Source organism: Planktothrix rubescens CCAP 1459/22, assembly GCA_904830895.1.
Classification (GTDB): domain Bacteria; phylum Cyanobacteriota; class Cyanobacteriia; order Cyanobacteriales; family Microcoleaceae; genus Planktothrix; species Planktothrix agardhii.
Genome location: LR882958.1, coordinates 1,398,259 through 1,420,428, shown reverse-complemented (window position 1 = coordinate 1,420,428; position 22,170 = coordinate 1,398,259). Strand labels below are relative to the sequence as shown.

The window sequence follows — 22,170 nt, the reverse complement described above, 5'->3', positions numbered from 1 at the left end:
TATTCCCAGCAAAGGATTCTGATTATGACAAGTTCTATTATCAATACAATTCCCGCCAATTTATCCTTAAGAATTTCTCCTAGTAATAGCCTGTACAATACGGGAAATTCAGTATTAATTTTTTCATCAGGAATTCAAGGAAGATTTGAGACTTTTCCAGCAAATGTTCAGTCTTTTGTTCCCCTTTCTAATGGCATCGGAACTACCTTACCCGGTGCAACCGGGGGGGTCGTATTTGTACCCGATACACCTGTTGTACAAGCAATATCTATTGAAACTAATACACCTGTTTATTTAGCTGAAACAGAAACTGGTCAATTTCAAACCCTGAATGGTCAAACAACCGGAACTGTTAAAACCGGGCCAGCCGGAAGTTTGATTTTTACTCCCGATGGATTTAGCCCGGAAACCCCTGCACCCACAGCCACTCCCAGTCCCATAGCCACACCTAGTCCTACAGCTACGCCTAGTCCCACAGCTACTCCTAGTCCTACACCGACAACCTCACCAACTCCCACACCAACAACTTCACCAACTCCCACACCTACCCCTAGTCCCAAACTCGAACCAATTCGGATTCAGGGTGCGGGGACAGGGACAGAGGCAGATGACACCATTATTGGTAGTAGTCAAAATGACACGATTTCTGGATTAGCAGGGAATGACAGTATCTTTGGATTAGGAGGGAATGACCTCCTCCAAGGAGATGCTGGACAGGATCAAATTAATGGTAATGAAGGCAATGATGCCATTATCGGAGGCTCAGAGGATGATTGTCTACGCGGAGGTCAAGGAGATGATTTAATCTTTGGGGATGCCGGGAATGATCTGGCTTTTGGGGATAGAGATAATGATACATTGAATGGTGGAGCCGGAGCCGATAGTTTGTATGGTGGCCAAGGCAATGATAGTATCGGAGGCGGGGGGGAAGATGACCTCCTCTATGGGGATAAAGGCAATGATACGGTATCGGGTGATATTGGTAACGATAGTGTTACTGGAGGAGATGGAGACGATATTTTATATGGTAATTCCGGTCAGGACTTCCTGAGTGGAGATGCTGGCAATGATCAACTTTTTGGTGGCGGAGATGATGATAGTTTAGTCGGCGGTCTTGGGGCGGATGTTCTCTATGGAGATTTGGGAAATGATACCCTTTCTGGCGGGGATGATAATGATCAACTATTTGGGAATGCCGGGGATGATGTCCTGAATGGAGATAATGGAGCCGATAATTTATATGGAGGTGCCGGGGAAGATATTCTCAATGGCGGTAACGGTCGGGATTTCCTCTCCGGTGATGCTGGGAATGATTTATTAGCCGGGGAAGCTGGATTAGATACCCTCACAGGGGGCGCGGGAGATGATATTTTTGTTCTTGGTTATGTGATTACTCAAGCTCCTAATGGCGGTAGTTTTATTACGGGAACTACGGGCGGCACTAGCGTTGAATTAGCGGATATTGTTACGGATTTTACGACAAACGATAAAATTGGGTTATCTGGAGGACTGACATTTCAAGATCTGCAAATTTCCCAAGGTCAAGCCTCTAATTCCAGTAATACAATTATTAAAGATAAAAATACAGGTGAATTTTTAGCCGTCTTACAGGGAGTTAATGCCAGTATTTTAAGCGAATCTAACTTTGTTATTGACCCCACTGCCCCCCTTCCTCCGACAACACCCCCCACACCACACCCACACCAACAACCTCACCAACTCCGACACCAACAACCTCACCAACTCCGACACCAACAACCTCACCAACTCCGACACCAACAACCTCACCAACTCCGACACCAACAACCTCACCAACTCCGACACCAACAACCTCACCAACTCCGACACCAACAACTTCACCAACTCCCACACCAACAACGCCAACCCCGCCAACCACTACCCCACCTACTACCTCACCGACTACACCACCACCGCCAACTCCATCTCAACCCACACCTCCGCCTGTTGAACCTCCAACTCCGGCAATTTTAGCGATGGAGAATGACACAGTATCGGGTTTACAGAATACTCTGTTGCAGATTCCCAATAGTACCATCACTGCTAATGATACGGGAGTTGGGCTGCTCACCATCACTGGAATTACAGAACCTGCCAATGGGACAGCCAGCTTAAATCGAAGTGCAAGATCAATTACTTATATTCCTGATCAAAACTTTTCCGGTTTTGATAGTTTTGAATATAAAATCCGAGATGATAACGGAGCAACAGGAACCGCAACCGTTACAGTTAATGTAGTATCGGTTAATGTTCCTCCTATTTTGGATCTCAGCAGTTCCCAACCCGGGAATAATTACAGTACGGTTTTTGTTGAAGGAACAACTCCCATTGCGATTACTGGAAGTGTCAGTATTATTGATGCTGATGATACCGATCTTACCTCTGCTACTATTACTTTAACCAATATTCCTGATGGTAAAATTGAAGGGTTATCTATCCTGGGAAGCTTGCCCAGTGGTATTACCGCCGGAAATTATGACCCAGCAACGGGAATTATTCTCCTAACTGGAACTGCCCCAATTGCCAGTTATGAAACGGCACTTTCTCAACTGGTTTATAGCAATAGTTCCCAAAATCCCAATACTCAAAATCGGGTAGTTAATGTTGTTGTTACCGATCGCCAAGATAGTAGTAATATTCCGATTAGCACGATTACAGTGGATGCGGTTAATGATCCTCCTGTAAATACGGTTCCCGGGTCACAAAATGCCAACGGTAGCCAACCGATTTTATTTAGTCAAGCTGCTGGGAATCAAATTTCTATTAGTGATCCTGATGCTGGCGTTAATCCTGTACAGGTTACTTTAACCGCTAGTACCGGAATCCTAACCTTGGGTACAACCCCGAATAATGTCACAATTTCTGGGGATGGAACCACAACTATTACCTTAGTTGGTCAAGTTGATAATATTAATACCGCCCTCAATGGTTTAACCTTTACCCCACCCGCATCCTTTACCACCTCAGCAACCCTGCAAGTGGTAACAACGGATCAAGGAAATACGGGTAGTGGTGGCCCTCAACAAGCCTCCAGCACGATTGCGATTAATCAACCCAACCAGCCACCGAATGCGGTCAATGATAGTGTGGTGGGGACGCAAAATGTACTCTTGACGATCGCATCTTCAACCCTATTAGCCAATGATACCGATCCCGATAATGATCCGTTAACTATTACTCAAGTGAGTGATCCGTTTAATGGAACAGTGACTTTAAATAATACTAATGTTCTATTTACTCCCGCCCCTAACCATACTGGGCCAGCTAGTTTCCTCTATACTATTAGTGATGGAAATGGCGGCACCAGTAGCGCGACGGTCAATATTACTGTTAATCCCAATCAACCCCCAACCCTAGACTTAAATGGTAGTCAAGCGGGAAATAATACTCAAGTAACCTTTTCCCAGGGACAGCCAGCCATTGCGATCGCCAATGCCACTAATATTGTGATTACCGATCCTGATAATCCCAACGCCGAGTCAGCTACCATCACCTTAACTAACCCCCTGAATGGCAGTGTGGAAAGTTTATCGGTTAATGGTGTGTTACCTACGGGGATTACAGCCAGTAGTTATAACAGCAACACAGGCGTTTTGACCCTAACCGGGAATGCTGCGATTAGTGCTTATCAAACGGCGATCGGACAAATTATCTATAACAATACGGCCAATCCTCCGAATACCACTACCCGGACAGTAGAGGTGAAGGTGAATGATGGAACTAACAATAGTAATACCGCAGCTAGTACCATTACGGTAATTGCTCTAAATCAACCTCCGGTGGCGGTTCCCGACGGCCCAATTTTTGCCAACAATAGCATCCAATTCCCCATTTCTCCTTTAGATAATGATACTGACCCCGATGGAGATATTCTCACCTTGACCTCGGTGGATAATCCCGCCACAGCCCAGGGTTTAGTAACTCAAGCGGGTTCGTTAGTTCAGTACACCCGTTTAGGAAATGCGACCGGGCCAGATAGTTTCAACTACAGTATTAGTGATGGGAAGGGAGGTACCAGTAATTCCACCATTACGATTAACCTTTTACCCGTTGCTGATAATAACCCCAATTCAGTCGCCGGAGGCAGTTTTGGCGATAACCTCAATGGTCTAGGAGGAGATGATACCCTAAGCGGTCTGGATGGGAAAGATTCCCTCCGAGGAGATGCAGGGAATGATTTACTCCTGGGAGGAAGTGGAACGGATTTGTTACAGGGTGGTATTGGAGACGATACCCTAAACGGTGGTTTAGCCCCCGATAGCATGACGGGAAATGCTGGAAATGACCAATTCCGCTATGATAACGCTGATGATGGCGGAGGGTCTGGGTTTAATGCTGGTTCTAATACTGAGGTTAAATCCCGAATTGGTAGTAATTTATATGATACAATTACCGACTTTGAAGGGTTAGGGGCTCCGGTTGGAGATCGAATTAGTTTTGCTACAACGGTAATTGCCTCTTTTGCAAGTATTGGAACAGCCGTACAAACTAATATTACAGGGGACGTGATTCCCGGTACAAATCCGGGTCTATTTGCCTTTAATGATGGTAGTAGCACTTACCTAATTTATGATGGAAATGGCAATAATTTAACAGGGAATGATTCTCGAATTTTAGCTAAATTAGATAATGTGAATGGGGTTACAACCCTTGATGTGAATGATTTTGCTGGCCTAAATCGTCCTCCGATTGTTCCAGGGAATACAACGGTTAATATTAATGAAGATGTAATCACTAATTTAGGGATTGTGGCTCCGATTGATCCCGATAATGATCCGTTAATTATTACTGTTAATAGTATTCCCGATAGTAATAAAGGAATCGTCAGAATTACGGGTCAAACTAACTCGATTATTATTGGTCAAACCTTAACCAGTGCTGAAATTACTCAGTTAGAATTTGTTCCCAAACCCAATATTAGCGGGGCGGCGGGGGTCTTCCTCTATAGTGTCAGTGATGGTCAAAATCCGGCGGTGAGTCAAACCTTAACTATTAGTATCACGGAGATTAATGATCCTCCGATTGCGGTTAATGACGGCCAAATTTTCACGAACAATAGTATCCAATTCGCTATTTCTCCCCTGGATAATGATAGTGACCCCGATGGAGGGGTTCTCACCTTGACCTCGGTGGATAATCCGGCGACCGCCCAGGGGTTAGTGACTCGGGCGGGTTCCTTAGTTCAGTACACCCGTTTGGGAAATGCGACCGGGCCAGATACCTTCAACTATATTATTAGTGATGGTCAAGGGGGAACAGCTACGGCCAATATTACAATTGACCTCTTAACCGTTGCTGATAATAACCCCAACTCATTCACCGGAGGCAGTTTTAGCGATAACCTCAATGGTCAGGGTGGAGAGGATACCCTGAGCGGTCTGGGTGGCAATGACACCCTGCGAGGGGATGCTGGAAATGATAGTTTATCGGGAGGAAGTGGAAACGATCTGTTACAGGGTGGAATTGGCAACAATACACTTCAGGGCGGTTTAGGACGGGATAGTTTAATTGGGAGTGTTGGAGAAAAAGACCTGTTTATTTATACGGACTCCCTGGATGGGGGCGGTATCGGGTTTAATGCGGTGGGGACGGGAATTAATGCTCAAATTGGTAGTAGTTTATATGATTCTATTAACAATTTTGAGGGTTTAGGTCAGGTTGGGGGCGATCAAATTGGTTTATCCACCAGTTTAATTGCGGGTACTGGTAATATTCTGCTGACGGTACAAACCAATCTTTCAACGAATGTTCTATCGGGAAATAGCCCAGGTTTATTTGCCTTTGATAGTGGTAAGGATACCTACTTAATTTATGATGGCAATGGGAATAATTTAACCGGGAATGATTCTCGGATTCTGGCTAAATTAGAAGGAGTTACGGGCATAACAACCCTAAATCCTGATGATGTAATCCTGTTCTAAATATCCTATCCTGTAGAGACGAGCCACGGCGCGTATCTGCCACGGCGCGTCTTTGCAGGGTTTTTTAATTACTGATTGGGTGTATTGAGTTGCAAATCAATGGATTTTTCCTGTTCTAATTTAACAACATTTTCAGGAGGATTTAAACAGGTTTTCAATAATTGATCAACTCCTAAATTTGTACTAGCTTGGTTCATTCCAACAACACAATTGGAAAAGGTTTCCGGTAATACACTCCGACGACAACTATCCAGAACATTTAACGGATCAGATGCACTGGTATTTCTGTTAATATTAACCACACAATTAGCTAATTCATCGGGACGCCGTACCTGTAGACAACCGGATAAGATTTTTTCTACGGGTAGAGCGGCCACATTTCTCTGCATTTGGGTGACACAATATCCCATATTCCTAGGCCGAGATGCCATTCCGCAGCCTTGAGTTGCCAACTCTACCGATAGCCCCGCCGTAACTAACTGTTGAGTGCAGTTTCTATAGTCCTGTCGCCGAATTAAGACAAAGGAAGGAAAAGCCTCAGCCGGAGCAACGGAAACAAACAACGGAAACAAACTCACCGTCGCCACTACGGATAACCAACGGTGGTGTCCTGGGAGGTGGGTCAGAAGTGCTTGTTTTAATCCAGAAAACATCACAATAGAAGGATTCATAGCCATTTCAAGTTTTGCACAATGATATCATGGGTTAGTCATTAGTCGAAAATGAAAAGCTAGATACATTGCTGAAAACTAAATCTCTTTGGGATTAGAGTCAGAGCAAAATCAGAGACGCGATATGACCTTAAATGTTTAAAACAACAGCCAAATCTGACCTCTAAGCATAGTCTTGATACTCGTAAAAATCCCCATGCGACCTATCAACAAACTCCGTCAAATCGCTTCCTTCTGCATAGTAAGGACGCATCATTTCAGCCGCATCTCTTAAACTAAGTTTTTCGGGTTTTTCCATTTCTTCGCGCACCAGCCGCAATGTAAACTCAATAATCTTTAAACGCTCTACATTCGGCATCTGTTTAATAGCCTCTAAAATTTTGGTTTCTATCATAATTTTGTGAGGATTTCTGCATCCAACGGTTGATCGGCTATTTAATCATGTTGATTATTATATTATAGTCAGGACGCGATATCTTAAATGCTGAAGAGTTATTCTTAGCATTAGATCAACAAGAAATTGATTATGAATAGTCCTAATCGCGTCGCCCCAGGAGAATCGCGATCGCGTCATTTCTCCTATCTTTAGTGGGAAAATATGGAGTTTGATGAGAGAATTCTGGCTGATCCCACATATGAGGTTTTGGTGTAAAGGGGTGCGGTACACTGGAATGTTAGAGTCACTCCTCATCTAGTTTACCTTGTAGTACATCCATTCTGGGATTAACCCATCGTTGATGCCAATAAGTTACTAAGTCTTTTTGTGTAAATTTTCGCCAGACAACAGAATCGGTCTCTCCTAATAAATATTCATTCCAATTTTCCGCTAATGGACAACAATAGTATGCTCTCTGCCAACCAATGCTTAACATATCTGTTGATAACCCAAGTTCTCTTAGTCCCCTTTTTAAGATACGCATTTTCCAATTTGGCCCCTTTCCAAATTTGTATGTTTCAAAAATATCTGGTGGTACAACTTGCTTAATTAGTTCCCAACTTCCATTTGCTGTTATATGAAGATGACTTTGACCCTTAGTATAATCAACAAATTCCCAGTTAATCAAACGATTATAGATTGCTGACTTCCCAAAGGCTCCTAACGTATCAATATAAACAAGATCAGATTTTTTGTTTTCCCCTGTAATAAGAGAAGATTTATCCTTATATTTTCTATAAAAGTCTTGACGAACTGTTGGAAACATTACAGCAAGGGCAACTAATTTTGAGGCAAGCACTCGATTGTATGGAGGGATAGCTCCTAAAATATAGGCTGTCATACAATTATAAAGTCGTTTCAATTTCTGGTTTTTTGTCCAATTAATAGAATTTTCATCTCGTACTCCCAAACCAATTACAGGGTCACAAAGTCCAATAATTCCGATTAATTTATGATTTTGGCTATCAAAAACAAAATATCGAATCCGTCTACCATAACCATTTGTAACGGGTATCGACCAGTGAGATATAGCATACGCCCATAATCTTCGATGTTCTGCTATGGGTTCAACAATAACAAGATATGGATCTATTTTAGATATATTAATATCTGAAGGTTCTGCTAAATACTTCTGAACTTTTTCTTTATATTCTTGACCCTTTAAGTTAGTTTGTTCAGAGAGTTTTCTTTGGACTTCTCTAAAATCATTGGGGTCATTTACAATGATTTTGTGATTATCTCGATCCCAAAAAACTCCATAATCTTCTAGGTTTTGGATAATCTGTTCTTTAATCAGGAGTTTCTGATCAATTGTACAAAAATCATTATTTTCCATTAATTAAATTTAGATTCTCTATAAACTTTTGATTCTACGAGCTTTTCAAATTCGGTTACTCGTACAGGGAGGGCGAAAGCTTGATCAGATGAAACCATATAGAGATTACCCGCAATTGTCTCACGCTGAATAAAGTTCGATATCACCCCATCATAATTGATATTAGACTTTACCAGTGCTTTAATATCGTCAGAATTTCCCATATGAAAAGCAAAGAAATTTTCTGCTTGGGTTCTAATTTCATCAGAAATAGCGGATGGGCGTTGTGTTACAGCGACTAATCCCAAGCCAAATTTGCGTCCTTCTTTGGCAACTCTAACAAATGGATTGGCATTACTCTTAACGAATTCCTGAGATAAAACATTTTGAGCTTCTTCTACAAATACAACGGCATTGACAACTTCTTCTGGTTGATCTGAAGTGAATTTTTCCTTGTTGCTTTCAAACAATTTCCGAACCAGAATAGTTGAAATAATGCTGGCATCCATGTTGTCTTTTAGGGATAGGTCAATGATAACAGTCTTTCCTTGCTTCAAATATTTGAATACATCTTCTATAAGATTTGATCCTCCAGAATGTAAATTACCTTCATCAATTAAATGACGGATCCTTTTCCGAATTGCCATAATTGTTTTCCTGGCAGATACATCTTCTTTAATGTTGCCATTTTTATCTGTTTTCTGTTCGCCAAAGAAATCCGAAAAATCTCGATAAAGATTGCTTGGAGTTTGAACATAGTTATCAATATTTCCCACAAAATTAGATACACCGTCTTCATCAAGGTAGAGAAGAAAAGCTTTCATTACTTCAGAAAAACCACCACCAAAATTCAATATGTCTCCTACTGCTAAGTGCCTGTGCATATTGAGCGTAACTTTGCCACCGCAAGTAAATCGATTCTGTTTTTGATAAGTGTCTGGTAACTTTTTGTCGGTATACACGACAACATTATCACGGATTGAATTTTCATCTATATCTCCCAATCCGTATGTAGCTGTGCCACGCAAAAAATATTCGCCGTTCAAATCAAAAATCAACTTTCCATAGGAATTATCACGAGTCATATGGTAAAGCAGTACCTTAACAAGATTAGTTTTGCCAAAGCCTGATTGAGCAAATACCATCGTGCGTTTGTTACGCAATTTATCGATTTGGAAAAGAATTGGCCCCTTGTCCTTAAAAATAGTTTCTCCTACACAAAGATATCCAATTTCAGCGCCATTTTCATTGGTTTTATTGAGAATTGACTCTATTTCGCGTTTGTTTAGATGTCTTGCAATGTAAGAAACTGTGGGGAGTTTCCTAACAGCCGTTGTAAAGTCAATGGTAGAGCCACTATCTTTAAATGTTCCTAGAATCCGAACTTTGTAGGTGTAACTGAACATTTTCTGTTTGTCTCGCTCAGAAAGCTCTCTTTCTGCAATTCGAGCATAATGTACTGCTACTAACGTTTTTTCCTGTGACTTAAAGATAGGATCTTCATCATAAATTTCAGCTTCGACCCTAGCAAGATACTTTGTATTTCCTTCATCTTTGGGTGTCAGAACAATAAAGTCGCCAGTTTGTGGACTAGCTTTAGCATCCTCATAGGATGAGTATATCAATAGGGCATCTTCAGTTGTTTTCTGCCCATATAAAACGCCAAAATCTGCTTTTCCCATAGTGTTCGCTCCTAAAATCTGTCGTGTGTGTCTAAAAATAGATTTTCAATATCGACGTTATCCATTCTCTGATCCTTATAAAGAGAGTATTTAAGGCGAGCAATTATCTCATCTTTAAAATTTCTTTTCAAGGATATGAAATTATGTACTTCACATAATGGGTAAGGATAGCCAAGAATATAGTGTTCTTGTGTAAGCCGAGTTAGCTCCTTAAATATTAACTCAAGTTCTTCCCTACATCTTTCATACGAGCCTGTTCGGATTTGTGGAATAGCATCAAAAATGTTGATATCAGCTATAAGCCAGTCATAGTTTTGGAGCTTTTCTACATAATCTAATCTCGCTGCCATAAATAGCCCAAATCCTCTTCCTCCACTAATTGATTTTTTAATAAACATATCACCCTGATATGCTGCTTTAAGAACAACATCTGGAATTTCAAACCAGCAGCACAGTTTTTGGCGTTTGGATTCTGTTTCTACAAAAGGATACTCATGCTTAAGCTGATCTTGCAGATAATTATCAATCTGTCTGAATGTATAAGCTAGTTCCATTTTAACTGGAGATTGCTTAGTCACAGACACTATTTTTATCTGTTTTTTATAAGCATACTCTCCCAAATTTACTAAGTATTTCTGCTTTATTTGGAGAGGACGTAATGTACCATCTCTTAAAATAAAATCGCCAGCTTTTGTTTCTGGGCGATCAATCACTTCCAAAATCAGCGCAATTTCTAGGACTTCCTGACAGAATCCGAGCAATGTTGATAAGTTTGTGCAAATTTGTTCTTTTTTATATGGAAAAACATTTTCTGGTGAATCTTCAAGAAATTTGAATAGATATTTTATTGGTTCTAAGGTTAAAAATTCATCATAAATGGCATTTAAGTGATCGTGATGTGTGATTAAAATATTCTGCGGATAGTATGCCTGTCCAAGTACAACTGGATCGTCTAATGAATTCATTCTAATTTGCTTACCTCGATGAAAGCAAATGTAACCAGCAGCATAAATTGCTATGGCTAGACCATTATAAAACTGCTCACTGTTGTAACTGCCATCTATCGCGTAGAACCTCCTATCGCTATCATCAATTTTGTCAAACTGAATAATTTCAAATATTTGAGGAGTTTCTATATTCTCTTCATGTCCAATCACGGGAATACCGTGATTTTTATTACTTCTGGTGTTGATGTGTTGAGCAACTTGCTCGATAGCAGTATCAGGTATCTGTTTTCCTGGCATATCTTACTTCTAGTAGTTTTATAGCAAAGACAATCTATTGTAACAGTCGCTGCCCTGACATTCACACGATCACTCTGTACATTCAGCCCTGCAATCTAACCACGAGACAGGTTGTCTGTCAACTCTTCGGCTTTCAGTATTAAAAGATCACGAGACAACAGCATCGGAGATGGCAGTTTCGCACATCCCAACCCTCCAAAATTATAGAAACCTGGTTTCGGCATTGGGTTGTGGTGTTACCCGAAACCCGTGATATGCCTCCCTAAAAAATGCTATTATGGGATTAATATAAATCATTAAAAAACTGGTTTGAGCGCATTTTAATTATTATGATTCAAGCAATTAATGCAATATTTGATGGTAAATCCCTTCAACTGGAATCTCCCTTAAACCTGGATGTAGGTACAAGGGTGAGAATTATTGTTGAAACAATATTACCCCAAAAACAACTCCCCAAAACATTTTGCCAATATCCTCCAGTGGTTGCACAACCTGGAACGATGAAGGGGTAAAATTCAGAGTAAGCATTCCAGGAAAAAAACGATGCCCATCATCAAAATTTCCAAGCAGTATTTAATCGACCAGAATGAAGAGTTTATTACCGTGGATGTCCCGGCTTCAGTGGTGTCGATGTGGCAACGGGATTATGCCAAGGTTGCTAAAGCTAAGGGATTGCTAAAAGATAAGCGAGAAAAAATGCTGGCTCATCTCGACACAATACGTCAGGAGTGGGATCAGTGAAGTATCTCTACGACACCAACATCTTTATTGACTACCTGGCTGAAGAAACAGCAGTATTGCCGCTTTTCTCAGAATTATTTCTCAGTAAAAATGAGGTGATCATTTCCTCGATTGTGCGAATTGAGTTGCTGAGTTTTCCAGAGTTATCCAACGAAGAAGAAGCAGTAATTGCTGATTTGTTGATGCAGTTTGAACGAGTACCCCTATTGCCCCAAATCGAAGATCGCACCATTCAATTACGGCGACATCACCGCATCAAACTTCCCGATGCCCTGATTGCTGCAACGGCATTGCACTGCTCTGCTTGTGTGATGACTAGAAATCTGGTTGACACTCTCAGGTCTGAAGACACTGAGATTCTGCGGACAGGATTAGTTTAATCTAATTCTCGCTACGATTGCCAAAGATCGTCTACTGAGTTGATCGGACGAAAAACCCGATCTTCCCGATACTTTTACTTTTGAATCAAAACACTTTCAGAAGATATCACTAAGCCAAATTGCGGTACGCTCCATATCCTGCCTTTACTTGCTCCTTGCTTGTCATACTGCCGTTAGAATTAAATCTAGCCGTTGTTTCAGGGGAGCCGGGATTTCTCCGATACTAGGATACTTCAACACGCAGATATTTATTGTTCTTACTCATGTGTTTTTGATTCTAGCACATTTTTTGATATTTCAATGGGAATAAATTCCCCTGTGTCGCGTTTCCTCTCAGGTCTGAAGACACTGAGTTTCCACTCTCCCATCTTTTTCTTATGATTTCAAGCGAGTGCCTGAGTTAACACTCTGCAATCCCTTTGAAGGGGTGAAGGAGGGTAATGACTGATGCACTAACAGCCGATACTCATTTCCAGCAAGCCGGATTCGGGCCATTACTCAAAAACCAGATCAATCAGGGGGAATACATAGTATAATAGAAGGTTGGTGCAAAAAATTTTATGCGGAGAAAAAGTTAGATGGCTCGATATAGAGGCCCCCGTCTGAGAATTGTTCGTCGTTTGGGCGATTTGCCTGGATTAACTCGGAAGACCCCCAGAAAGGCCTATCCCCCTGGACAACACGGCCAAGCCCGTCGTAAACGTTCAGAATACGCGGTTCGGTTAGAAGAAAAACAAAAACTGCGCTATAACTACGGCGTTTCCGAGCGTCAGTTATTGCGTTATGTCCGTAAAGCTCGCCGCGCTTCCGGTTCCACCGGACAAGTGTTGCTGCAAACCTTGGAAATGCGTTTGGATAATACCATTTTCCGTTTAGGAATGGCCCCCACAATTCCAGCGGCTCGTCAGTTAGTCAGCCATGGTCATGTTACCGTTAATGGTAGTCGTGTCAATATTCCTAGCTATCAATGCAGACCTGGGGAATTAATTGGTGTTAGAAATACCGAAAAATCCCGTGAACTGGTGAAAGCCAATTTACAATATCCCGGTTTAGCCAATATTCCTGGTCATCTGGAGTTGGACAAAGAACAATTAACTGCAAAGGTAAATAGCGTCATTGAACGGGAATGGGTGGCTTTACAAATTAATGAACTGTTAGTGGTTGAATTTTATTCTCGTCAAGCCTAAGAGTTCCTCACCGTTCTATTTTATGTGGGGCGTTATCGACTAAAAATAACGTACCCCACCTGCTTATTATTCAGGTTGCTATCCGCCAATTTGGGACATGGTACGGGCATAATTTCCTGTTGTACCAGAGTCCCGTTGTTTAAAATTAATATCGGGTTTAATTCCTAATAGGTTACTTACCTTTTCTCTTAACTCCTCAAACGTCGCACCCTGACGCAGAGGAGTTTTTAAGTCGATTTGTCCGGTTTCATTTAATAAACAAGGCCGCAACCAACCATCGGCGGAGAATCTCATGCGGTTACAGCGATCGCAAAAACATTCAGACATCTGACTAATAAATCCTAATGTTCCCTGCGCTCCCGGTATTTGAAATACATCCGCAGGGCCGTTTCCCTTCACCTGTGAGGCTTCTAAACCCCATTTTTCGCGAATTTGTTGGCGTAATTGTTCTGAAGAAATCCAACCGCGATCGGCAAATAAATCGTTATTTCCAATGGGCATAAATTCAATAAATCTAACGTGCCATTGTCGTTCTATTGTTAATTTTGCTAAATCCAAAACTTCATGATCATTCACCCCAGGAATGACCACGACATTTAATTTTAAGGGATTAAAACCCACTTGATAGGCTGCTTGTATTCCTGCCCAAACCTGTTGCCATCGGCTGCGTCCTCGGTTGCCGATAATTTGATCAAAAATATCAGAATCAAGGGAATCTAAACTAATATTAATCCGTCGCAGTCCAGCATTATATAAATCTTCTGCCATTTCTGCTAATAAAAAACCATTTGTTGTCATTGCCACATCTTTGGTTTCAGGAAAAGCATTAATTTGCTGCACCAATTCCACTACCCCAGGACGCAATAAAGGTTCACCTCCAGTTAAGCGAAATCGAGTAAATCCAACCGGGATAAATACCTCTTGTAACAGGGTTAGGAGTTCATCCAAAGTTAATAAATTCTGTTGTAGGATATAATTAATTTCCGTGCCTTCGGGCATACAATATTGACACCGAAAGTTGCAACGGTCAATTAAACTAATGCGAAGATAATCAACGGGGTTCATGGATTTTTAGGAGCATGACAGAATATTGTGCTTTCTGTATTATGTCGAATTTTTCTAAAACAGAACAAGGTCATCTGATCATAATAAATATAGATCGATCTGTACCGAGGTTATAATGTTTTATTTTAGGGGTTTTGTCTCTAAAATTTATCCCCTCCCTAACTTACCCGAATTAAACCAATAATTCCTCTAATTTGTGTTGATTCCATAGGGTTTGATAGAGTCCTTTGGTGGCGACTAATTCACTATGGGTTCCGGTTTGAATAATGCTACCTTTTTCCATCACCAAAATCCGATCTGCCATAGCCGCCGCAGACATTTGATGGGAGATAAAAACAACGGTTTTTCTTTGGGTTCCGACTTTTAAATTCTGTAAAATTTCCGTAGCGGTTTGATTATCCACACTCGAAAGAGCATCATCCAAAATCAAAATTGGTGCATCTACTAATAAAGCTCTGGCTAGGGCGGTTCGTTGTCGTTGTCCACCGGATAGGGTGATTCCCCGTTCTCCGACTAGGGTTTCATATTGTTTAGGAAAATTCAAAATTTCCTCATGAATCTTAGCAATTTTAGCTACTATTTCAATTTCCGATTGTTCTGCTATTGGGTCACCATAAGCAATATTATTTTTAATGTTGGTACTAAACAAAAAGCTCTCTTGAGGAACATAAGCGATCGCACTTCTTAAATCTAATAACTTTAATTGAGTAATATCCTGACCATCTACAAATAATTGATCTATTTTAATATCTAATAACCGAGGAATAGCATTAGCTAAAGTTGATTTTCCAGAACCAATCTGGCCAACAATGGCAACAGTTTCCCCTGGTTTAATCATAAAATTAACATCATTCAGAGCCGGAATTTTGCTTCTGGGGTAGGTATAACTCAGATTAAATGCACTTAACCATCCTTGAACCGGAGTTGGCAAAGGTAAGGGTTCTAAGGGATCTTTAATCTGAGGTTCAACACTTAAAATTGCTTCAACTCGATCAATACTCACTTCTCCCCGTTGATAGGCTGTAATCGTAAATCCTAATAAAGCCGTGGGAAATACTAAACGTTCCACATATAAAATTAACGCCACAAAATCACCAATACTTAGTTCTCCATTGGCAATAAATTCATCCCCAATTCCCAATAAAATCAAAAAACTTAAACTGGCAATTCCACCTAAAATAGGGAACAAAATATTTCGGGTTTTAGCTAAATCCAAGTTGGCATCAAATAACTGTTGGTTATTCTGAGCAAAGGCTCGGCGTTCATTTTCTTCCTGAGCGTAAATCTTAATTAAAGAAATTCCACTCATATCCTCTTGAATCAGATCACTAATATTTGATAGTTTTTCCTGAACTTTCATTTGTTGATCTCTGAGTTTCGTACTAAAAACCTGCACTAAAATCAACATGAAGGGATAAACAGAAATGGATAATAAAGTCAAGCGGAAGTTAATGGCTAACATCACTGGAAGAGTTAAACCATAGGCAAAGATGGTATTTGCAATACTCAAAACCGCAAAACCTAATAAACGGCGGATATTATCAACATCACTGGTAGCGCGATTAATTAAGTCTCCAACGGTACTTTCCGAAAAATAGGAAGATTCTAGGGTTAATAAATGATTAAAAATCTTTTGTTTTAAATCAAATTCAACTTGACGACCGACCCCAAAAATTAGAGTGCGGGAGATCATCCGAATAACCCACATAATCGAGGCTAAAATAAAAATCCAAAACACTTGAGTTTGTACAGTATCAAAGTTAATCGCTACTTGAAGTTCATTAATAATATCCCTAATTAAAATTGGAATATAAACCCCTAAAGCATTAACAAGAAATAACGCCACAACTCCTAATATTGTAGGTTTTTTATGGGGACGCAGATAGTCGATCAGTTTTTGGAATCGAGAAGATTTCATATAAGGTTTTGTGACACTCGGTTTTTTTATTATTATATAGAAGTGATTTTATGATAACATGAAATAAGAAGAAGCATCCGGCGAATGAAATTCGCGACTATACAAACGATGTCCGCCTTCGCGGACAGATGAGAAATCCAACGGCTCACAACCCGCGACGGCGGGTTTTGTCTGTGTAGACGCGGTTTCAACCGCCGAATAATCTGGGGGGGTTAGGTCATACAATTTACAACCAAGCATGAAACAGCCCCCGCTTAATTAAGGGGGGCTTTGGTGGATCTAATCTAGGTGGAAAACAGGAGAGATTTCTAACAACAAATTAAGGCAAATCCGTCTGTCCCATCAAATATAAATCACATTCCCGGGCGGCGCCACGACCTTCATTAAACGCCCAAACCACAAGGCTTTGACCCCGACGACAATCCCCCGCCGCAAATACCCCAGGAATACTGGTAGCATACTTGCCATGTTCAGCCTTAACATTACTGCGGGCATCCCGTTCTAAACCCAAACTGTCTAATAACGGTTGTTCCGGCCCCAGAAATCCCATCGCCAATAATACTAACTGCGTTGGAGTCACCTTTTCCGTGCCAGGAATATGCTTAGGAATAAACTGGCCCTGCTCATTTTTCGCCCATTCCACCTCAACGGTATGAATCGCTTTTACATTCCCATTTTCATCCCCTTCAAACTTAGTTGCAGTAGTTAGATAAACACGAGGATCAGAGCCAAATTTAGCTGCGGCTTCCTCCTGGCCATAATCCATTTTATAAACCTTCGGCCACTCCGGCCAAGGATTATTAGCAGCCCGTTCCGAGGGCGGTTGGGGCATAATTTCCAACTGCACCACCGTATTGCAACCGTGACGAATAGACGTCCCGACACAATCCGTCCCCGTATCTCCCCCGCCAATAATCACAATATCCTTGCCTTCTGCGGAGATAAAATCACTGCCGGGTTGCTTATTTAAAACAGCTTGAGTATTGGCAGTGAGGAACTCCATGGCAAAATGAATCCCTTTGAGGTCGCGCCCTTCAATGGGTAAATCCCGGGGTTTAGTAGCTCCAGTACATAAAAGTACCGTATCAAACTCTTTTAACAGATTTTCGGCGGGAAAGTCCTTACCCACTTCCGTATTGCAAATAAACTTAACGCCCTCGTCTTCTAAGACCTTCAGACGCCGCAATACCACCTGTTCCTTATCCAGCTTCATGTTCGGGATACCATACATTAACAGGCCCCCTGGACGATCAGCCCGTTCAAAAACCGTCACCCAATGACCCGCTTTATTCAGTTGGGCCGCCGCCGATAATCCCGCCGGGCCAGAACCAATCACCGCGACTTTTTTCCCGGTGCGTTTGGCCGGAGGTTCAGGAGTTATCCAACCCTCCTCCCAACCCTTATCAATAATCGAACATTCAATATTTTTAATCGTCACCGGAGGGTTATGAATGCCCAAAACGCAGGAACCCTCGCAAGGTGCCGGACAAACCCGACCCGTAAATTCGGGGAAATTATTGGTTTTGTGCAGACGGTCTAGGGCCTCTTTCCACAGTCCCCGATAAATTAAATCATTCCATTCCGGGATCAGATTATTGATCGGACAACCACTGGCCATGCCACTAATAATACTTCCCGTATGACAAAACGGGGTGCCGCAGTCCATACACCGGGCGGCTTGGGTGCGTAGTTTGTCGTCCTCCATGGGCAGATGGAACTCATCCCAGTTATGAACCCGGTCAAGGGGGGCGAGTTCAGACGGTAACTCCCGCAGATATTCTAAGAATCCGGTCGGTTTTCCCATAGTTGTTTCCGTTAAACTTTTGAGTATTGGTGGTTAGTCATCTTAATCGGTATGCACGGTCAAGATTGTTCAATATATTAATATAGCTGTTGCTGAACAGTTCAGGTTCCTAGTTTTCCCCATTAGCTGCTTTTTGGGTTCGCCAATCGTCAACAATTGATGACAATTGTTTTTAGAGTCTAATTCTCCTGGCTGCAATTTACCTGGTTGAATTGTAGAGTATTCCTAGGGTTAATTGGCATATTTTTGAATATTTATTAACAATCTATAATCTTTTTTATTCTAAAAGCCAAGCAAATAACTCGCCAACCGTTAGTTTAATATCCGTGGCAAATGGGGGAACAGATATTGGTGATTCCGGTTGTTCAAAGACTTCTGTTTGTTGTTGGGAGTGATAAACAAAGATAGATTGTTCTTCGGGATCAATTAACCAAGCCATTTGAGTTTGATAATTCAGACAATAGAGAATTTTTTTAATCACTTTTGTTGGACTTTGATCCGGTGATAAAATTTCAATCATCCAGTCGGGTGCGATTAGAAAACTATTGGCAATTGCACTATTATGATCACGAGGAATTCTATCCCAAGTAAAAACAGAAACATCGGGAACAATTGAACGTTCCTCAAAAGTACAGCGCAGTTCGGGAAATGCGCGGGCAATTTTGGCAGGTTTTAAAATAGCGTTAATGGCGGTAACAAGTTCACCTCGAATTGTACTATGTTTTCCTTGTGGGTTATGTTTTTGGATGATTTTACCTTCAATATATTCGCTGGCAGGTTTCGTTTCAGGTTGTTTCAGAAACTCGGCTACAGTGATAATTTTAGATGGGGTTTGTACCATTGAGGTTGCCTCCTAAAGTATTTTAATTTTAGCCTATTTATTTCATAATAATATTAACCCAATCAATTTTGGTATTATCACTTATCTTTTGATTTCTCCTGTTGATCAAGCCAATCCAAAATCCGATTCCAAGCCCACCATCGGTCAGGGTCATCAAATTGATTTTGGCAAATTTTACTACTAATATAACCGACATGACCCCCATAATTTGTTGATACTAAATTAATGGCTGGATTCTGATAACTAGCTGCTTTTAAATCGGGAATAATAGTTGGATCAAATAGAGGATCATCCTCGGCATATAAAATTAACGTGGGTTTCCTAAGTTTAGGAATTAACTGTAACCCACTACTGGCTTCATAATAGGCTTCCACACTCTTAAATCCTAAGCGTCCAATCACTAATTCATTATCAAATCCCCAGATTGAATTTGCCCGTTTAATCGCCTCTGGATCAATATCATTGGGATGATGTTGATAAAGGTTTCTGGCTAATTTTTTGAGTTCTTTCGTAATAGCTCTTTCTAAATATTTTCCCCAGGAATGTTGGACTAAATAAGATAAGGAACGAGTTGAATCTAAACTAGGACAAATTACTGCGCCTCCAGCAATATCGGAATCTTTTAGGTCTAAATCTGTTCCCCATTGATTGACAGTTTGAGCCGTTTTAACCCCCCATAATGCTAATTGTCCCCCTAAAGAATAACCCGTAAACCAAAAAGGAGCCGGACAACCCATTAATTTAGATTGAGCCGCAATTCTAACAAAATCTTCCCCTTCATATAAACCATCGGAGGTTAAAGTCGGAGATAATTCGGCGGTTTTTCCATGGGCTCTCCAATCAAATAAAACCACAGCGTAACCCGCAGCAAAGGCTTTTCTTCCCCAAATTCTTAAAAACCATTGATTGTCTAAAGTGCCAGTAATTCCATAGGTGGAAATAATTGTTCCTCTTGGGTTTTCAGGAATTGCCACAATCCCATAAATCGGAACACCTGCGGCTCCTAAAAAGACAGTTTCTTGATAGGGAGGTTCTGGTAAGTCAATACTTTTTTCCCAAGTGCGACTAGCTCTTAATGCTGCATAAATAGTCATTAAAAAGCCATTTTTTAGGGCGAAAGGTGGATTGTAAATCGGTTCAATCATGTTTAAGTTTAATAATAGGTTGCTGTCAGTTGGTCAAACAATTTTTATTACTTTTTACGAACTTTGCGAATTGCTTCTTGAATATTTTCCTGGGTTAAAGAATTAACAATTGTCAAACTAAAAGGAGAGGTTTCAACTCTCTGGATATAACCAGCATTCAAATAGGGTAAATATTCGGCTTGACCTCGAATATAACTATTAAAAAATACTAAACTGATTGCTTTTAAAAAGGGAAAGGCTAATTCGGGATTTGGGCCGATAATTTGATCCGGGACAGGAATTACAGATTCCCCTGACGCTAAGAAGGAAAAATGGGTTCCTTTCTCTAATAACATTAAGTATTTGTTAGGGCTAGTTAACCAAGAAAAGGGATAAATTTGTTCACTAACAGCCGGGGCTACATAATCATCACTTCCTCCAATCATTAACACGGGAATTTGAATTTTACTCATGCCTTCTTGTCCAAATACCACACTGGTAATTGGATTCACAGCAATCACCGCTTTCACCCGTTTATCCTGAAGATCATAACCTTTATTAGCAATAGAAGTGGCTTGACATTGCAGTAAAACCGAAATATTTAGAGTAAGTTGTTGGTCTGCAACCTTAGCACACTCTTGATTAATTCTGTTGGTATTAAAGGTCGCTCCCCCCACCGCTAAAGCCGTATAACCGCCATAGGATTGACCGATAACCCCCACATTATCTAAGAGTAAATCGCTAGGAAATGCGGATTTTTTTGCCTTTTCTTCTAATAAATTAAGTACATAAGTAATATCTAAAGGACGATCAACAAATGCGTCTGCACCAGGAGGTTGAGCGTTTCCCTGTAAGAAATTAGCCAAGCCATCGGCACTGGTTTCTAAATGTTCTTGAACCGCAACAAAATAGCCATGGGAGGCTAAATGTTCCGCTAAATATTTGAAGGTTGTTCGGTCGGAACCTAAACCATGGGAAATCACAATTACAGGGGCTGGAGTTGAAATTTGGGGGATATAAATATCAACGGGAGAAGGCTGATTTCGTCGAGGATTTTGAAATGTCAAGGATTCTTTTTTCCATTCAGTTGTACCAGGATTTCTCAAATTAATTGGCCGATTTTGCAGGGCTGGATTATTGATTTCAGCTTTAGCCTGTTCTCTAATCCAATTAATAATAGATTGATCTTCATAAATAATTTGAGATAAATCTTGAATTACTTGCCGACCAAAATTAAGGTCGATTTCTATTCTTTTACCCGGAAAATTTTCTAAAATACCGAGTAAAGTTAAACCACCAGGAAGTTTAGAGGCTTGATTAATAGCCGTTTTTAAAGAATTTAAACCATTTTCACCATTATCGGTTTGAATAAAATTGCCAAAGCGAGTTAGAATTACAGTCCCCGTAGGGGTGTCATTAAATTGTTGAATACTCCAAGGGCTGGCTGTCATGGGAGTAACTAAAAGTTGACGCAGTTTTTCTACATCTTCAGGGCTAAGAATTGTTTCAGGAATTGATAGAATTGGCGAGATTTCTCCCTGTTGGGCAAATGTGGCTAAGTCTTTAATGGAAATCAAGATCGTACCAATACTATACCGAACTGCAATTTGTTCGGCGGCTATTGCTGAGGAGGTTGTGGCGATTAAACCCGATAGTATTCCTAAGCCAATTTTAATCAGTTGAGTCGAGAGAGACTGAATCCTTTTATTGTTTTTATTTGGTTGATAGTCATGGAGATTTTTAATAGGTTTTAACATAAAATTAAAGGAGAATTATTTGATCATTATTTATAATACCATTAAAAATCAAATTATGTCAACCTT

General features: G+C 40.7%; 17 protein-coding genes. 6 read left to right on the top strand and 11 right to left on the bottom strand.

Features of this window, described 5'->3' with window-relative positions; all coding sequences use genetic code 11:
* Window positions 1–24 precede the first annotated feature (24 nt).
* Together NMG86_RS06640 and NMG86_RS06635 are read left to right on the top strand one after the other, a co-directional pair.
* On the top strand, window positions 25–1,992 hold the full coding sequence (locus NMG86_RS06640; RefSeq protein ID WP_499103592.1) for a calcium-binding protein: 1,968 nt from the start codon (window positions 25–27) through the stop codon (window positions 1,990–1,992).
* 2 nt (window positions 1,993–1,994) lie between these two features.
* The gene (locus NMG86_RS06635; RefSeq protein ID WP_499103590.1) at window positions 1,995–5,939 is read left to right on the top strand and encodes a beta strand repeat-containing protein; all 3,945 of its coding nucleotides are present in this window, start codon (window positions 1,995–1,997) and stop codon (window positions 5,937–5,939) included.
* A gap of 68 nt (window positions 5,940–6,007) precedes the next feature.
* Here the strand turns inward: NMG86_RS06635 and NMG86_RS06630 are convergent, their stop codons facing one another.
* The 5 genes from NMG86_RS06630 to NMG86_RS06610 form a co-directional block, all read right to left on the bottom strand.
* Window positions 6,008–6,610: a hypothetical protein gene (locus NMG86_RS06630; RefSeq protein ID WP_144018175.1), complete on the bottom strand. Its 603-nt coding sequence runs from the start codon at window positions 6,608–6,610 to the stop codon at window positions 6,008–6,010.
* Between the two features lie 163 nt (window positions 6,611–6,773).
* Entirely contained in the window at window positions 6,774–7,004 is a 231-nt protein-coding gene (locus tag NMG86_RS06625) for a hypothetical protein (RefSeq protein WP_026794302.1), read from the bottom strand.
* Between the two features lie 286 nt (window positions 7,005–7,290).
* Window positions 7,291–8,382: a Druantia anti-phage system protein DruA gene (locus NMG86_RS06620; RefSeq protein WP_043938802.1), complete on the bottom strand. Its 1,092-nt coding sequence runs from the start codon at window positions 8,380–8,382 to the stop codon at window positions 7,291–7,293.
* The gene (locus NMG86_RS06615) at window positions 8,382–10,043 is read right to left on the bottom strand and encodes an ATP-binding protein (protein WP_026797278.1); all 1,662 of its coding nucleotides are present in this window, start codon (window positions 10,041–10,043) and stop codon (window positions 8,382–8,384) included. The genes NMG86_RS06620 and NMG86_RS06615 overlap by 1 nt, the downstream gene beginning before the upstream one ends.
* An 11-nt stretch (window positions 10,044–10,054) precedes the next feature.
* Entirely contained in the window at window positions 10,055–11,287 is a 1,233-nt protein-coding gene (locus NMG86_RS06610) for a DNA double-strand break repair nuclease NurA (RefSeq protein WP_026797277.1), read from the bottom strand.
* Window positions 11,288–11,616: 329 nt separating this feature from the next.
* Here NMG86_RS06610 and NMG86_RS06605 point away from each other — a divergent pair, with 329 nt between their 5' ends.
* From NMG86_RS06605 to rpsD, 4 genes are all read left to right on the top strand, one after another.
* Entirely contained in the window at window positions 11,617–11,799 is a 183-nt protein-coding gene (locus NMG86_RS06605; RefSeq protein ID WP_043938804.1) for a hypothetical protein, read from the top strand.
* A 31-nt stretch (window positions 11,800–11,830) separates the two neighbouring features.
* Window positions 11,831–12,028: a hypothetical protein gene (locus tag NMG86_RS06600; protein ID WP_026797276.1), complete on the top strand. Its 198-nt coding sequence runs from the start codon at window positions 11,831–11,833 to the stop codon at window positions 12,026–12,028.
* The gene (locus NMG86_RS06595; protein WP_043939664.1) at window positions 12,025–12,408 is read left to right on the top strand and encodes a type II toxin-antitoxin system VapC family toxin; all 384 of its coding nucleotides are present in this window, start codon (window positions 12,025–12,027) and stop codon (window positions 12,406–12,408) included. The genes NMG86_RS06600 and NMG86_RS06595 overlap by 4 nt, the downstream gene beginning before the upstream one ends.
* A gap of 578 nt (window positions 12,409–12,986) precedes the next feature.
* Window positions 12,987–13,595 carry a 30S ribosomal protein S4 gene (gene rpsD / locus NMG86_RS06590; RefSeq protein ID WP_026789179.1) on the top strand — a complete coding sequence of 203 codons (609 nt, stop codon included), beginning with the start codon at window positions 12,987–12,989 and terminating at the stop codon, window positions 13,593–13,595.
* A 78-nt stretch (window positions 13,596–13,673) separates the two neighbouring features.
* Here rpsD and moaA read toward each other — a convergent pair whose 3' ends face one another.
* The 6 genes from moaA to NMG86_RS06560 all read right to left on the bottom strand — a co-directional run bounded on the left by moaA (window position 13,674) and on the right by NMG86_RS06560 (window position 22,104).
* On the bottom strand, window positions 13,674–14,660 hold the full coding sequence (moaA, locus tag NMG86_RS06585) for a GTP 3',8-cyclase MoaA (RefSeq protein ID WP_026794305.1): 987 nt from the start codon (window positions 14,658–14,660) through the stop codon (window positions 13,674–13,676).
* Between the two features lie 172 nt (window positions 14,661–14,832).
* Entirely contained in the window at window positions 14,833–16,578 is a 1,746-nt protein-coding gene (locus NMG86_RS06580) for an ABC transporter ATP-binding protein (RefSeq protein ID WP_026789177.1), read from the bottom strand.
* 319 nt (window positions 16,579–16,897) lie between these two features.
* Window positions 16,898–18,382, bottom strand: a complete 1,485-nt coding sequence (gltD, locus tag NMG86_RS06575) for a glutamate synthase small subunit (RefSeq protein WP_026797275.1) — start codon at window positions 18,380–18,382, stop codon at window positions 16,898–16,900.
* A 277-nt stretch (window positions 18,383–18,659) separates the two neighbouring features.
* Entirely contained in the window at window positions 18,660–19,223 is a 564-nt protein-coding gene (locus tag NMG86_RS06570) for a Uma2 family endonuclease (RefSeq protein WP_026797274.1), read from the bottom strand.
* 77 nt (window positions 19,224–19,300) lie between these two features.
* Window positions 19,301–20,368, bottom strand: coding sequence for a YheT family hydrolase (locus NMG86_RS06565; RefSeq protein ID WP_026797273.1), 1,068 nt, complete (start codon window positions 20,366–20,368; stop codon window positions 19,301–19,303).
* A 47-nt stretch (window positions 20,369–20,415) separates the two neighbouring features.
* A complete protein-coding gene (locus NMG86_RS06560) occupies window positions 20,416–22,104 on the bottom strand; it encodes an alpha/beta hydrolase (RefSeq protein WP_052338658.1) in 1,689 nt (562 codons plus the stop codon).
* Window positions 22,105–22,170: the final 66 nt, after the last annotated feature.